This is a genomic window from Ottowia thiooxydans (assembly GCF_040548795.1).
Classification (GTDB): domain Bacteria; phylum Pseudomonadota; class Gammaproteobacteria; order Burkholderiales; family Burkholderiaceae_C; genus Ottowia; species Ottowia thiooxydans_A.
Genome location: NZ_JBEPSH010000007.1, coordinates 326,274 through 341,361, shown reverse-complemented (window position 1 = coordinate 341,361; position 15,088 = coordinate 326,274). Strand labels below are relative to the sequence as shown.

Here is a 15,088-nt window from a genome sequence, read left to right as displayed (position 1 = left end):
GCTAGGGCGTGTTCACACTAAGCCCTGGCTTGTAGCCAGATGTCCTTGAAGGACTTGGCATAGCCGTCCGGGAAGGTGCTCAAGCCGCGTACGCGCGAAGACACGACACTGAAGTGCTGAAGTTCCAGCAAATTGATGGAAGGCAGATCGTTCTGCGCAATCTTCTGAAATTGCACCAGCAGGTCCCGCCGCTTGGCGGCGTCGTTCTCAGTGAAGCTGGCTTCGATGATTTTGTCCAGCTGGGGGTTGGAGTAACCCGTTCCGTTGGACCACGGCACACCTTTGGAAATGGTCTTGGTCCAGTAGCGCCTCAGTACACCGAACTGGGGATCGGCTCCGGCGGCGTAGTAAGTGCTGAACGTGTCGAAGTTGCGATCTCCGAAGATGGTCCGGTGGAACTGGCCGAGATCCAGATTCACCAGCTCCACTTCAATGCCCACTTGCTTGAGCGACTCCTTGAGGAATTCGCCCACGCGCTTGAAGACGTCGCCATAAGGCATCGTGTGGTGCGTAATGCGCAGTCGCACCCCGTCGGCCTTGCGCGGCAGCCCGGCTTCATCCAATAGTTGTTCGGCCTTTTTCAGATCGAACGGGTATTGGGTGGTGTCGGCGGTGTAGTTGGCGGCCTGGGCGCTAGGAATGGGGCCTGTCGCGATCTTGGCCAATCCAAACCAAACCTTGTTCGCCAAGGCCTGGCGGTCAATCGCATGAGCGAAGGCGGCGCGCAGGCGCTTGTCTCGGAACTGTGGCCGGTCCAAATTGAAATCAAAGAAAAACTGAGGAACGAAGATTCCGTAGCCACCGGTTTCTATGCGCAGCCCGCGGGTTTTTTTCAGCCGATCCACTTCGGAAGGCGCCACTGAGCTGAAGGGCGAGTAGTGGACTTCACCGGCTTCGAGCGCGGCCGCGCGTGAGCCAGGGTCGGTGATGGTCTTGAAGCGCACGCGGCTCAGGTGAGGGCGGCCACCCCAGTAATCAGGGTTGCGCTCCAGCAGAATGAAGTCGCCGCGCTTCCATTCCTTGAACACGAAGGGGCCTGTGCCAATGAGCTTGTTGTTCCACTCATTGGTCAGCGGCGGTTTGCCCTCGTACAAATGACGGGGCAAGATAGCGGCCTCTGCGGAAGACAGTACCGACCAGATGGCAGGTGAGGGCTCCGAGAGCTTGAAGACCGCGGTATAGGCATCGGGCGTTTCAACGGACTGCACCGCTTTGTAGGCGGTGCCCGCGCGCGGGTTCACTTTCTTGACGACCTCCAGCACCGTGTATTGCACGTCGGCTGATGTAAAGGGCTTGCCGTCATGCCACTTCACTCCACGGCGCAAGTGGAAGGTAATGGTCTGTCCATCTGGAGAGGCCTCCCAGCGTTCGGCCAGGGCCGGCACTGGCTTGTAGTCCTTGTCATAGGCTACCAGGCCTTCGACGACCTGCCCGGCCAGCACGCCGGCCGTGTTCGAGTTGAACAGGAAGCCGGAGGGCTCGGGTTCGAGGTTGACCACGAACGTGCCACCCTCGCGCGGTTTTTCCTGGGCAAGGGCCTCCAGTGGAAACGCCCCGGCCAGCGTGGTGGCCATGGAGGTCAATAGGAAGGCGCGGCGGTCTGAGGTCATGAATGGGTTTCCTTGTGTCATGGCTTGGAATCTGTGGGGGTGTCTGGAATGCGCAGGCCCGCTTCATAGAGCAGAGGGAGGACTTTCTGGCCGAAGTACTCCAGGTCGGGTGCGAAGTCGTAGAAGGTCAGCTGCACGCCGTCAATGCCTGCGGCCTTGAGCTTGATCAGCTTGTCGACGATCTGCTCCGGGCTGCCCACCAGATGCAGATTGCCGCCGATGGCGCGGTGCTGACGACGCTGCTTGCTCCAGGCCTGGGCGTCGCCGCGGCGTCCGTGCTCGGCAAAGTTCTCCACGGCCACCACATCGGCGGCCGCTTCAATGGCGTCGCGGTAAGCGATGGCTTCCGCTTCGGTGTCGCGGCAGATCACCATCGGGTTGATCATGGTGCGCAACGAGCGGCCTGCAGCGGCTGCCGTGGCGCGGATGTTGGCGATGTGCTCTGGCAGGCTGGCCAGCGCATCTTCCATCTGATTGCCCGTAGGGCTTGTGATAAAGATCAGGTCCGAATGTTGCGCGGCAAACTGAATGCCCGGCTGCGAACCCGCCGCATTGACCAGAACAGGCCGTCCATGCACCGGCTTGGGCGATACGAAGGCATCTTCCATGGCCCAGTACGGGCCGTCCACGGTCAGGTTCTCAGGCAGTGACCAGAGCTGTTTGAGCCTTTGCACAAAGACATCGGCCATTTCATAGCGCTTGTCATGCTCGATTTTCTTCATGCCAAACATCAGAGGCTCGCGCTCCGCATACCCGGTCACCACATTGATGCCCCAGCGTCCCTTGGAAATGTGGTCCAGCGTGGCGCCAAACTTGGCTAGATGAACCGGATGCCAGGGACCGTAGAGCACGTGCAGTGTCGAGATCAGCAAAATGCGCTTGGTGCACGCTGACAGGGCGGCCGTAGCCATGAATGAATCCAGCGATATCTCGCGGTAACGGATGTCGCCCCCGTAGCCGCCCGCGCTGGCCCATTGCGCCAGCGCGAACACCAGGTCAAAGCCAAGCGCTTCTGCGCGCTGGGTCAGGGCGGCGTTGTAGTCGAAGGTCCAGGTGGTGGTGCGGGGCAACGTGGAAGGCGTCCAGCCACCGTCTTGCACCGGAAGAAACAGACCCAGGATCAGGGGCTGCCGCAGCACACGAGCCAGCGGGCTGCTAGGGTCGTCGGCGGGTGATCGCTGCAACGGCGCGTTCATAAAGAGGCTCCAGCAAAGGCGTGGTGCATGGCGTAGGTCATCTTGGGTTTCAAGTTCATGAGAGGTGCGGGGCTGAAATGGCGCTCCCCACGTTCAGGCGCAGCCCGGGCGCAGCCGCAATCAGCTGCCGTGTGTAGGGGTGATTGGGTTGGGCAAATACTTGCTCGGTCAGGCCGCGCTCGACCAGCTCACCGTCTCGCATGACCGCTACTTCATCCGCAATACGGCGTACGACGGCAAGGTCGTGCGAGATGAAGAGATAGGTCAGGCCCAGGCTGGCCTGCAAAGATTCAAGCAAACGCAGAATCTGCGCCTGCACCGTCACATCCAGCGCAGACACAGGCTCGTCCAGCACCAGAATGGCCGGCTGCGCCGCCAGCGCGCGTGCGATGGCCAGACGTTGCAACTGGCCGCCAGACAGCTCGCGTGATTTGCGCGTGAGCACTTCTTTGGGCAAGGCCACCAGATCCAGAAGCTCTTCCACCCGTGCGGCATGCGTGTTCGGAGTTCCAATGCCCATGGCGCGCAAGGGTTCAGTCAGCACGGTCTGAATCCTGTGCTGCGGATTCAACGAGAGATAGGGGTTCTGGTAGACGAACTGCACATGGCGGCGGTACTCGCGATCCGTCGTGCTGGACAGTTCAGTGCCGGCCGTGTTCCGAACCACCACCTGTCCGACGGAGGGCGCAAGAAACCTCGCGATCACGCGGGCCGTGGTGGTCTTTCCAGAACCGGATTCCCCGACGATGGCCAGCGTGGACCCTGGTGCCACGTCGAAGGACACATCGTTGACCGCCTTGGTACCTGCAGCGCCGCCGCGCCCCAGGTACTGGACGCTCACACCTGAAAGGCTGATGGCGGGCGCAAGCGTGGGCCTGGCAAACGGTCTGCGTTGACTAGGGCCGGCGCCTAGTACGTCGCTAAGAAGTTGGCGGGTGTATTCGTGTTGGGGATCTCCAAACACTTGCTGCGTGGGCCCGGCTTCAACGATACGTCCGTGCCGCAGCACCACCACATGCTGGGAGCGCTCAGCGGCCACGCCAATGTCATGTGTGACCAGCAGCACACCCATGTGGTCTTCGGCACGCCGCTGGTCAATCAGATCGAGAATGCCCTTTTGCACCGTGACGTCAAGCGCCGATGTGGGTTCGTCAGCAATCAGAATGCGCGGCGTCCAGGCCAGGGCGATGGCAATCAGCACCCGCTGCTGCATGCCACCCGAAAGTTCATGTGGATAGTGACGGGCTACCGTGTCCGGGTTACGAAAGCCCACGCGCTCCAGAAGGTGCAGGACGCGGTCCCAGCGGTCCTCGCGCGCAGCGCGCAGGCCATGGACCACCAGCACTTCGTCCAGTTGCTGGCCTATGGCTTGCAAGGGGTCGAGCGAGCGCCCTGGGTTCTGCGGCACATAACCCAGCGCCGTACCACGCAGGCGCCGGAAGCGATGTTCGGGCAAGGTCAGCAGATTCTCGTCACTGAAAAGCACGGTTCCTGCCGTATGGGCAGATGCCGGGAGCGTGCCCGCGACAGCACCTACGATGGTGCTTTTGCCCGAGCCCGATTCGCCGAGAAGGGCGGTGGTTTCGCCCCGTCGCAATTGAAAGCTCACCTTGGCAGCGGCCAGCACGTCGCGGTCTTGACCGCGGTAGGTCACGGCGAGGTCACTGACGGCCAGGACGATGTCCCCAAGGTCAGAGAGGCTGGCCGGGCTTTCCGGGGCAATGACCTGAACAGCGTGTTGAAGGCTCATCGCACCCTCCTGCGGATTTCAGTGGCGATGCGGCTGGCCGACAACACGACTGCGACGATCACCAGCCCCGGCAAGGTAGTCAGCCACCAGGCAAATGCCATGAAATCGCGGCCTTCGGCGACCAGTAATCCCCATTCAGGTGTAGGCGGAGGTGTGCCAAAACCCAGGAAGCCCAAAGTCGCGATGGCCAGAATGGCAGTGCCGAACTGCAAGGCTGCAAGCCCCAGCACTGGTGTGATGGCATTGGGCAAGATATGACGGAACACGATGCCTGCGTGGCCCACCCCTGATCCGCGAGCGGCTTCCACATAGGGCAGGGCGCGCACGCGCAGCACTTCTGCGCGTGTGAGCCGCGCAAAAACCGCTATGGAGGCCACCCCCACTGCCAAGGCGGCATTCCATGTGCCAAAGCCGAAGGTAACGACAATGGCCATGCTCAAAAGCAGATTCGGTACTGCCAGCAGCACATCGATCAGTCGCATGATGACCGTATCGACCAAGCCACCACCGTAGCCTGCCAGCACGCCGATGAGGACGCCCACCGACAAGCCTAGAGAAACGGCGATGGTTGCGCCGCTGAGGGAGAGGACCGCCCCGTGGATGGTGCGACTGAAGACGTCGCGTCCCAGGTTGTCAGTGCCGAACAGATGTTGCAGGCTGGGTTCCAACAAGCGGTTGGCAGGGTTGGCGTCGAGCGGGCCATACGGAGCCAGTACGCCGGGTGCCACAGCGCAAAGCACCGCCAGGGCGACGACGATCAAGGCCAGGACAAGTCCAGGTTGTTTGACACGTACCAGCTTGAGTCGGGTGAAGCTCGCAGGTCGGGACAAAGCGGCGGTATTCATGTCACGGACTCCTTGGGTGTGGCGCGCACGCGTGGGTCAACCAGCGGATGAACCACATCGACCAGCCAGTTGGCAATCACGAAGGCGGCCGCGGCAATCAACACCACGGCTTGAATCACCGGCAAGTCCTGGTTGGCGACCGATCTCTCTGTCAGGTGGCCCAGGCCCGGCCGGGAGAAAATGGTTTCGGTGACCACAGCACCAGCGACCAGCTCACCGGTGGTGATGCCCAGCACCGTCAGCGCAGGCATCAGCGAATTGCGCAGAACGTGGCGCAGGTAGATTCGAGTCGCCCCCACGCCCTTGGTCTTGAGCACGTCCACAAAGGGCTCGTGATAAACGGCCTGCACGCTGGACATGAGCACAGCAGCCAGTGGGGCGCTGACGGGCAGTGCCATGGCCAGCGCGGCGAAAATCAGTGATGAGCTCGCCTGGTCGTCGACTGCCACGAACATGCCCAGCCTGAAAGAGAACACCTGAATGACCAGCAGGCCCAACCAGAACATCGGCACCGAAACGAACAGGCTGGGCAGCAATTCCAGCGCGCGTCGCAGGGATTCCCACCGGGTCAGCGAGACAATGCTGACGATGACCAGCGCCAGCGCAATGGCGAACATCAACCCCAGGCCTGTCAACTGCAGCGTTGAGGGAATGGCCTTGGCCACCAGGGTGCTGACGCGCTCTCCGGAGATCAGCGAAAAACCAATGTCACCTTGAAATAGTCGCTGCAGGGATCCGATGTACTGTTCCCACATCGGCCTGTCGAGTCCGTAATACGTCAATATCCTGGCCGCATCCTCGGGGCTGACCGGGTTGTCCGGGTCGGCCAGGCGAACGCTGATGGGGTCCGACGGAATCTGATACAGCAAGACGTAGCTGGCTGTGTAGGCCAGCCACAGCACAAGCAACGCTTGTGCGCTGCGGCGTAGGAGGTATCGCAACATAGTGGTGGGCCAGGGCGGCGCAGCGCCCCTCAAGAAAAGTTGGGTTTACTTCTTCGCAAGCCAGGTGGTCAGGAAGTAGGGGCGTCCCTGCGCTTCGTGGCCAATGCCCTTGACGTAGTTGGCAGCGCCGTAGACCAGCGCGTCTTCATACAGAGGAATCGCCAAGCCGTTTTCCAGCACATAGTTCTGCACTTGCGCTGCAATCTGCTTACGCACTTTGAGATCGGCCGTCTGGTTTTGCTTGCGCACCAGATCATTCAGCTCCGGGATCTCCTTGTTGGCTTGGTTGCCCACCGTGCTATCCCAGGTGAAGCGCAGCGCGTCAATATCAAAGCGAATCTGCGAGGTCTGGAAGAACGCGTTCAGCTTGCCGTCACGCTGCACCTTGGAATAGGTCGCGGTGTCGGACTTGTGCAAACGCAACTCAATGCCTACCTTCTTCCATTGCTCGCTCAGCAACTCAAAGCCGCCTTGCGAAGTAATGTGGTGCATGGAGATATAGGTGGGAATCGTCAGCTTCACACCGTTCTTGTAGCGGTAGCCATCGGCGCCCAGCTTCCAACCTGCTTCTTCAAGCAAGGCGGCGGCGGCCTTGGGGTCATACGCCAGGCGGGCCGATTGGTCGGCCCAGCCAGGGTTGTTGCGGCCCAATACCGAGGTTGCCAATGCATAGCTATCCGAGAGCAGTGCCTTCCTCAACTCGGCCCGGTTGGTGGCCAGGTTCAGTGCACGCCGCACCTGTACATCCTGCAGCGTCGGCGTGCTGGAGTTGACCGTGAGCACATTGGCTACGTTGGATGAGATCACTTCCAGGTGGTGACGAGGTGAGCGCTTGACCAAAGGCTCGTCCGTCGGCAATATTCCGCGCGCCGCATCGGCTTGACCAGCCAGCAAAGTGCCCACCCGCACGCTCGCTTCCGTGGCAATCGTGTGAACAAACCCGTCCAGGTAAGCCGGGCCCGAGTGCTTCAGCACGGGGGGAGCCCAGTTGTATTGGTCACGGCGCTTGTAGGAAATCTCTTTGCCAGGGCGCTCAGACGCGAACACAAAGGGGCCAGTCGTCACCAGATTTTTGCCCTGGCATTGTTCCTGGTAAGGCAGCTTGAGCGAGCTTTCCGCAATGATCCCCGCCTGCGGCATGGAAAGCTGCTGCGGGAAGCTGACATTGGGCTTCTTGAAGTGCACCGTCACCTGCGTGGGTGAATCGACCTCGGTGCGGTCGTAATCAGCCACCATGGTCCAGCGCGGAATGGCCTGCTCTGTGCTGCCCAGCGCAATCTGGTCCAGGTTGGCCTTGACCACGTTGGCCGTCAACGCAGTGCCGTCGCTGAACGTCACGCCCTTGCGCAGCACAAAGGTAAACCGAGTGGCGTCATCATTGACCTTCCAGGATTCGGCCAACCAGGCAGACAGTTGCGCCGTCTTCGGGTCTTGGTAGATCAGCCTTTCAAGAATGCTGTTGGAGATCACTGAATTGGCGTAGGTACCACCTGCCGAAGGCGCCAGGCAGATCCAGGCCAGGTAGTCCAGCACCCGCAAGGTGCCACCACGCTGAGGCGTTTCTGCCGAGGCAGACAAGGGGGCGCTGACGGCGAGTACCGTGCCGATCAATCCGGCCAGGGCCAAAGATGGTGCGGACTTTGCAGATAGGGCAGATTTGCTTTTTTTCATTGTGAAGATTCCAGGTGAAAGAGACAGGCAAGGGCCACGCCCGCCCCTGAACGGGTCGCCGCGTTGCGATGCCGTAGAACGTAGAACGGCTTAAAAGAAGCCCTGCTTGGGCAGGGGCTCACCCCTGGCCAGATGGGCGCCAATTGCCAGGCTTTTGTACGAAGACGGGTTGTGCGAGGCGATCGTGCGGGCATTGCGCCAGTGCCGATCGAGTTGCTTGCCGCGGTGGGTCGCAGAGGCACCGGCTATGTCGAACAGCAGCGTGGCAGAACTGGTGCCCAAGGCATCAATCACCACCTTGGCTTGTGCAGCCGCAAGCGCAGCAGCCTGGTTGGCTGCCGACCGCTCCACCACTGGAAGTGCAGCCGCGGCATCAAGTGCTTCTGCAGCGTGCAGAATCACCGACCGCGCTGCGAAGGCGTTGGCAGCCAGCTGCCCCAGCGTTTGCAAGAGCAAGGGGTCTTCAGTCGGTGTGGGTGATGGCGCAAAGTACAAGTTCTGCTTGCGCGTTTTTACCAACTGCAGGGCGTCGTCAAAGGAAGCCTGAACAATGCCGGCGATGACGGCCGTCAAGAACAGCTGCGGGAGGCTGGAGCTGTATTCAGAACCAGGGCGCAGGCGATCGCGCCTTAGAAGATGCAGCTTGCTGCGCAGGCGCGCCTGCTCAAGAATGACGGTGCCGCTTCCCGTGAACCGCTGACCAAAGCCAGCCCAGTCGTCTATGACCTTCACGCCCTCGGCCTTTGTGGAAACCAGCACTGAAAAAGCCTGTGAACCGTCTTCACTGGTGGCTTGAACGGCGATCCAGTCTGCATAGACGCTACCGGTCGCGTATTGCTTCTGGCCGTCCAGGAACTGGCCCTTTTCATCTTCGCGCAAGGTGGTGCTGAAACGGCTGAGGTCGGCCACGCTGCCATCGGCATTCAGGGGGCGTACTGCGTCAGTCACGCCCTGGGCAAACAGATCACCTTGAGCGGCGCGCCTGAGCCAATGTTCGGCCTGGTCCCGATCGGCCAGGGTCAATAGCCCGTTGACAAAGGCGTAGTGGTTGCGAAAGATGTGAGCAATATTGGCATCAGCCGCGCCCAGGCGAACAACCAGCGCAAACAATTCGCGGTAGTTCAATCCCCCGCCGCCCAGCTCACGTGGTACGTGCAACGCTCCGAAGCCGCGCGCCAATAGCGCTCGTACTTCGGCATGCGGCAGACGGCCATCGTCTTCTCGTTGCGCGGCACTGCGGGCTATAGAAGCGAATAGCTCTGTCCAGGGATCTTGGGATTCTGTTGTTTCGAGGCGTGCTGCAGATGCGCGAGTGGATGGCTCAGCTTTGCCCTGCGTCTGGTTCCAACTGCTCTGAGGCACCTCAGCTTCTGTCGTGAGCGTCATGTAGATCCCGTGTGGTTCGATTCATTCATTGCCTGCACCCCGAAGGGCGTTTTCAGTAACGAATTTACAAACCAGCGGGGCTCTGGACAACGAAGCGCTCCAGATATGGTTATGCGTTGCGCAAACTTGCTGATGGGCAAAGCAGGGGGTTCACCGGGGGGCTTCGTTCACCAGTCCGGCTGAACCATTTGACGAAGCTCGGGACGGGCGCGGCTCAGTTACACCTTTTTGGAGAGGGCTTTTCCCGTGGCCTCATCTTGTCCGGGCTATTGAACCGACTCCAGGTTCGCATTTGTTTTTTGCGAGGATTTCTTTGCTCGAAGTTATCCGAGCGCGCCCGAGACGCGGCAGTACATCTCGAAAATATTTATTTTGTGTGATAAACCAAAAAATCAATGCAAATGCAAAAAAGCAATACTAAATGATAAAAAGCAAAAGTTATGGAAGTGGGAACTACCCATAATCGTTTGGAATTTTTTACTAACGTAAGTTGGAGGAACCCAATGCATGCTGCCCTGACACGCAAACGACCACATAAAGCTCTCCCTAAGTTTCTGGTAGCAACTGCCCTTGCTTTTTCACTAGGCATGGCGCATGGCGCGGTCTATGCTCCAGACACCTTCGCTTCTGCAGGCGGTACCAATTTTCAAACCATGGCCATGGTCAAGGACAACTCGGGCCGAGTCATCATTGGCGGAAGTTTCACCACAGTAGAAGGACAGGCCAACTACCAAGGGGTAGCGCGGTTCAACACCAATGACACGCTCGACACGAGCTTCAAGGTCAAGACTGACACATATGTGCGAGCTGTAGCCGTCCAGAGCGATGGCAAGATTCTAATTGGTGGCAGTTTCAACTATGTCACGGGAACGGGCAGCACTACCCCCGTGACCAGTTCCGGAATTGCGCGCTTGAATTCTGACGGCACAGTGGATTCAACGTTTCATAACGTGCCTTTCTGGAAGGTCAACAATCCCGTACGTAGCATCGCCGTTCAGCCCGACGGGAAGATACTAGTAGGTGGCTACTTCACCTCGTTTGATAGTGTTCCACGCTCGTATATCGTACGGTTGAACTCCGATGGCACACAGGATAGCGGCTTTACTGCTCTGCCCAATAGTCAAGTTGAAGACATAAAACTGCAGGCGGATGGCAAGATTGTGATCGCTGGGGCCTTTACCCAGGTACAGGGCACCGACATCCGCGGGGTGGCGCGCCTGAATGCTGACGGTACGCTGGACGCCACGTTTGTGCCAAATGCAAACAGTCCTCTGGCACCCAACGGCTCTTCTGGAGGATTGTTCCCCGTGTACCAGATTGTTATCCAGTCGGACAACAAGATCGTGGTCAACGGGGGGCCGCTCAAATTTGCGGACGAGTGGCATCGTGGCGTGGTGCGGCTGAACGCAAATGGCACACCGGACAGCGCATTCAATCCATTCATTAATGATTGGGGCTACGCCGTAGCATTACAGACGGTGGGCGGCCAGGAGAAGATCCTTGCTGGCGGCAGATTCACTGTAGTGGGTCAGCGCGATATTGCTACGGATGCACCCGTCGGCACCGACGTTGTGCGACGCGGCATAGCCCGCTTCAACGCCGATGGCACGGTAGATGCCGATTTCGACACATCGAACGGCACCAATCTACCGGTGTTGGCCGTGCTGCCCAACAGCGATGGCACAGTCTACATTGGAGGCGAGTTCACCAGCGTGGCTGGAATGGCGCGCAGCGGCATTGCGCGCTTGAAAGAGCTTGACCCCACAAAACAGATCATCAGCTTTGTTCAACCTGATCCCGGCGTGTATTCAGCTATGAACGGCGCCACAGTCACTTGGACGCCTGCACCGCCCACCAGCAGCAGTGCCAATTTGCCAGTCACATACAGCAGCTTGACGACGTCGGTCTGCACTGTGAATGCATCGACAGGCGTGGTCACGCTAGCCACTCCAGCCATATCCGGACTGTGCACGATTGAGGCCAATGCAGCGCCTGGAACACAGGTTATTGGTGGAAATACCTACCAAGTTAGCGCAGCAACTCCCGTGCAACAAAGCATGCAGATCGATGCGCCGCCAGATCAGAGCATCACGTTCCCAGCACAAACTACGCCACGCAATGTAGCAGGCGGCACATTCAGCATTGATCCCGTTGCTACTGCCAGCTCGACCCTGCCAGTGACCTATTCCAGTCTGACGCCTTCCATCTGCACCGTGTCGGGAACAACCGTCACGCCAGTAGCGGGCGGTCTCTGCACGATCGCCGCTAACCAAGCTGGAGGCACGGTGGGCGCCGTGGCATTCAATGCGGCGCCTCAGGTGACACAGAGCGTGACTGTGCAAAGCGCGCAAACCATCAGCTTTCCGGCTCAAGCCGCGCAAACCGTAGTTACTGGCAGCACCTTTGCTTTGGCTCCTGCAGCCACGGCTACTTCTGGCTTAGCCGTGACTTACACAAGTCTCACGCCTAACGTGTGCACCGTGACGGGAAGTGCTGTGCAAGTTTGGGCCACGGGCACCTGCACGATTGAAGCCAATCAGTTCGGGAATGAGTACTTCACACTGGCAACGCCTGTGACTCAGTCTGTGTCGGTCACTGCACTGCCTGCGCCTCAGACCAAAGCAGTACCAACCCTTGGAACATGGGCCTTGGCAATGCTGGCAGGATTGCTGGCGTTCATGGGCTATCGCCGCCGCGCCTGACCTTTGTTAGCGATGTAAGAAGCCTCCCCAGGGCCTGAGTGGCACTGGGGAGGCTTTTCTTTTGGCTTACTCGCGAAAGTCGGCGAAAACCGAGACCGGCTCACGGTGGGAGCGCAGCGTGTTTTCAGGCCGTGCCGGGTCCGGATGGCCGAGGCTCAGACCACATACCACCATCTCATCGTCGGATAGGTTCAGGTGCGAGCGAACTACGCGGTGCAGTGGCGCGAAGGCCGCCTGTATACACGTCCCCAGGCCTCGCGCCTGGGCAGCGATGGCGATGTTCTGCAAAAAGCCGCCGTAGTCCAGCCAGGATCCAAGCTCCAGCCGGCGACTGATGGTGAAGACCATGCCGACCGGCGCGTCGAAGAAATCGAGGTTGCGTCCGTGCTGGTGCTGCATGCGGTCGCGGTCTTCGCGCTGAATGCCGAGAAGCCCATAAAGCTCCCAGCCCAGCTTTCGCCGGCGCGACAACCAGGGTTCCGGCCACGGTTCGGGGTAGTAAGGCTTTTCGTGCTTGTGCTCTCGCACCGCCTCAGGGTCATCGTGCACCGCGCGCAGCGCGCGTGATAGGGAAGCTTTGGCGTTGCCCGTCAGCACATAGACCTGCCAAGGCTGCATGTTGGTGCCCGATGGTGCGCACCTGGCAACGCGCAGAATATCTTCTACCGTAGTGCGTGGCACCGGGGTCGGCAGGAAAGCACGTACCGAACGGCGCGCCTCTATCGCGCCGTCCACCGCCGCTATGCGGTCCGCCGCGTCCACGGCATCGAGTTTTCGCTCTACTGCCGTCATTCCAGGGGGATCCTTGCGCTGGCCGCAATCTTCTTGTACTTGTCGATTTCGCTCACCTGGAACTGCGTCATTTGCTTATCGTCATAAGCCAGTATGGGCGCACCTTGCTGGTCGGCAAAGCGCTTCATCTCTGGCTCGGCCAGGATTTTCATCATGGTGGCGGTCAACTTGGCCGCGATAGGCGCCGCCGTATCCGCGCGCACGGCCATCGATACCCAGGCGGACTTGCCGTACGCAGGCAGCCCGGCCTCTTGCAGTGTGGGTACGCGCGGCAGTTGCGGATGGCGTTCGTCGCCCGTGACCACCAGCGCCCGCAGCTGCCCGCCTTGCACCAGCGGTGCGACGGCGACCACGTCGACCATGGCGAAGTCAATCTGGCCGCCTATCAGGTCGGTGGTCACCTGCGGCGCACCCTTATAGGCCACGTAGGTACTCTGGATGCCATTGGCCTGGTTGAACCATTCGGTGGAAAGACGGTAGGCGGCAGCGTAACTGCCGTAGTTCAACCTGCCTGGGCTGGCCTTGCCGGCAGCCACCAGTTCCTGCACGGTGTTGTAGGGCGACTTGGCCGGCACGACCAGCACCGCCTTGCCTTCGAATATGCCTGAGATCCAGCGGAAGTCCTTGACCGGGTCATAGGGCATGGACTTGAACAACGCCACGTTCTGCGCCATCGGTGAGCTGCCTGCGATGAACACCGTGTAGCCATCGGCTGGCGCCTGCGTGACGGCGGTGGCGCCGATGAAGCCGTTGCCGCCCGCACGGTTTTCTACGGTGGTGGGTTGCCCCAACAGCGCGGTCATGCGACCTGCGACGTAGCGGGCGTAGATGTCCGAGGAGTTGCCCGGTGGCCCCGGCACCACCAGCTTGATCGGCTTGGTTGGCCATTCTTGCGTCTGCGTCTGCGCTTGTGCATGCGCCGGCAAGCCAGCCAGCGCGGCGAGCAGAAAGTGGAAGGCAACGATCGTCTGACGCATGCAGTCTCCTTGGGTTGTTTGTTGTGTGCGGTTCGGCTCGGCTCGGCTCAGGTGCGGAGAAGGGCCAATTCGGCGTTGTGTTCACCAAGCCCGGGCGCAACGCTTTCCAGTGTCGGACGGTGGCCGTTGACGGTCACCGGCAACCCGGTAAGCCGCATGCCGGTCGCACCTACTGCTTGGGTGAGCCCCAGTGCTTGTACCTGCGGGTGGGCCAGCGCATCCGCAATCGAATGAAGCTCACAGCAAGGTACACCCACGTGCTTGAATGCTTCCAGCCAGTCTCCTCGCAGACGGCTGCGCAGCAGGGGCTGCAGCTCGTCCACCAGGGCGTCACGATTGAGCAGCCGCTGACGGTTGGTGGCGTAGCGCGGGTCAGCAATCCACTGCGGCTGATCCATCACAGCCGCCAGCTTGGCGAACAGGCGGTCATTGCCGCAGCAGATCAGAATCGGCTGGTCACCAGTGTCGAAAAGCTCATAGGGGCAGAGGCTGGGATGGCCGGAGCGGTGCCTCGGTGCAATTTTTCCTTCATTGACCCAGCCGTCGGATTTCTGCGCGTTCCAGACCAGGGCCGTTTCCAGCAGGGACAGCTGCAGCAGACCGCCGCGGCCCGTGCGCTCGCGTTGGGCCAGCATGGCCAGCGCACTGATGACGGCCCACATGCCTGTGCCCTGGTCGCACACCGACGCGCCTATTCGCGTGGGTGGATCTTCGGGCCCGCCATTAGAGCTGGACAAACCACTGAAGGCTTGCACCAGCGGCTCGAACCCCGGCTCCATTCGCATCGGGCCGGCATGGCCGAAGGCCGAGATCAGCGCATAGATCAAACGCGGATGACGCTTGCACATTGATTCGGCATCGATACCGAAGCGTTCGGATACTCCGGGCCGCAGGTTGTTGATCAGAATGTCGCAGTCGGCAGCCAGCGCATGGAAGGCGGCGAGGTCACCCGGGTCTTCCAGGTTCAACGCCACCGATTTTTTGCCGCGGTTAAAGACATGGAAGGCGAGCGAATCGCCGTTAACGAAGGCCGCTCCCATGCGGCGCGCATCGTCGCCGCCGTCCGGGCGTTCAATCTTCACAACCTCGGCGCCGAGGTCGGCCAGGATGGAGCCCGCGTAGGGTCCGGCGAGCATCTGCCCGAGCTCGATCACCTTGGTGCCAGCAAGCATTTGTCCTGGCGCTCCTGCCTTGACTTGTTCCAAACACGGTCTC

General features: G+C 60.4%; 11 protein-coding genes. 1 reads left to right on the top strand and 10 read right to left on the bottom strand.

Going from position 1 to position 15,088, the window contains the following annotated elements; genetic code table 11:
* Positions 1 to 17 precede the first annotated feature (17 nt).
* The 7 genes from ABIE13_RS18625 to ABIE13_RS18595 form a co-directional block, all read right to left on the bottom strand.
* Positions 18 to 1,610 carry an ABC transporter substrate-binding protein gene (locus ABIE13_RS18625; RefSeq protein WP_354446171.1) on the bottom strand — a complete coding sequence of 531 codons (1,593 nt, stop codon included), beginning with the start codon at positions 1,608 to 1,610 and terminating at the stop codon, positions 18 to 20.
* A 17-nt stretch (positions 1,611 to 1,627) separates the two neighbouring features.
* Entirely contained in the window at positions 1,628 to 2,806 is a 1,179-nt protein-coding gene (locus ABIE13_RS18620; protein ID WP_354446169.1) for an LLM class flavin-dependent oxidoreductase, read from the bottom strand.
* Between the two features lie 55 nt (positions 2,807 to 2,861).
* A complete protein-coding gene (locus tag ABIE13_RS18615) occupies positions 2,862 to 4,556 on the bottom strand; it encodes an ABC transporter ATP-binding protein (RefSeq protein WP_354446167.1) in 1,695 nt (564 codons plus the stop codon).
* Entirely contained in the window at positions 4,553 to 5,401 is an 849-nt protein-coding gene (locus ABIE13_RS18610) for an ABC transporter permease (RefSeq protein ID WP_354446165.1), read from the bottom strand. The genes ABIE13_RS18615 and ABIE13_RS18610 overlap by 4 nt, the downstream gene beginning before the upstream one ends.
* Entirely contained in the window at positions 5,398 to 6,345 is a 948-nt protein-coding gene (locus ABIE13_RS18605) for an ABC transporter permease (protein ID WP_354446163.1), read from the bottom strand. The genes ABIE13_RS18610 and ABIE13_RS18605 overlap by 4 nt, the downstream gene beginning before the upstream one ends.
* A 45-nt stretch (positions 6,346 to 6,390) precedes the next feature.
* A complete protein-coding gene (locus tag ABIE13_RS18600) occupies positions 6,391 to 8,016 on the bottom strand; it encodes an ABC transporter substrate-binding protein (protein ID WP_354446161.1) in 1,626 nt (541 codons plus the stop codon).
* Between the two features lie 90 nt (positions 8,017 to 8,106).
* A complete protein-coding gene (locus ABIE13_RS18595) occupies positions 8,107 to 9,402 on the bottom strand; it encodes an acyl-CoA dehydrogenase family protein (RefSeq protein ID WP_354446159.1) in 1,296 nt (431 codons plus the stop codon).
* A gap of 503 nt (positions 9,403 to 9,905) precedes the next feature.
* Here ABIE13_RS18595 and ABIE13_RS18590 point away from each other — a divergent pair.
* Complete coding sequence (locus tag ABIE13_RS18590; protein WP_354446157.1) at positions 9,906 to 12,104, top strand: delta-60 repeat domain-containing protein; 2,199 nt, start codon at positions 9,906 to 9,908, stop codon at positions 12,102 to 12,104.
* Between the two features lie 66 nt (positions 12,105 to 12,170).
* Here the strand turns inward: ABIE13_RS18590 and ABIE13_RS18585 are convergent, their stop codons facing one another.
* The 3 genes from ABIE13_RS18585 to ABIE13_RS18575 are packed head-to-tail and all read right to left on the bottom strand — an operon-like array spanning position 12,171 to position 15,078.
* The gene (locus tag ABIE13_RS18585) at positions 12,171 to 12,896 is read right to left on the bottom strand and encodes a nitroreductase (RefSeq protein ID WP_354446155.1); all 726 of its coding nucleotides are present in this window, start codon (positions 12,894 to 12,896) and stop codon (positions 12,171 to 12,173) included.
* Positions 12,893 to 13,873 (bottom strand): Bug family tripartite tricarboxylate transporter substrate binding protein, encoded by a 981-nt coding sequence (locus tag ABIE13_RS18580; RefSeq protein ID WP_354446153.1) that lies wholly within the window; start codon positions 13,871 to 13,873, stop codon positions 12,893 to 12,895. Before ABIE13_RS18580 ends, ABIE13_RS18585 begins: the two co-directional genes overlap by 4 nt.
* A 47-nt stretch (positions 13,874 to 13,920) precedes the next feature.
* Positions 13,921 to 15,078, bottom strand: coding sequence for a CaiB/BaiF CoA transferase family protein (locus ABIE13_RS18575; RefSeq protein ID WP_354446151.1), 1,158 nt, complete (start codon positions 15,076 to 15,078; stop codon positions 13,921 to 13,923).
* Between the last annotated feature and the right edge of the window lie 10 nt (positions 15,079 to 15,088).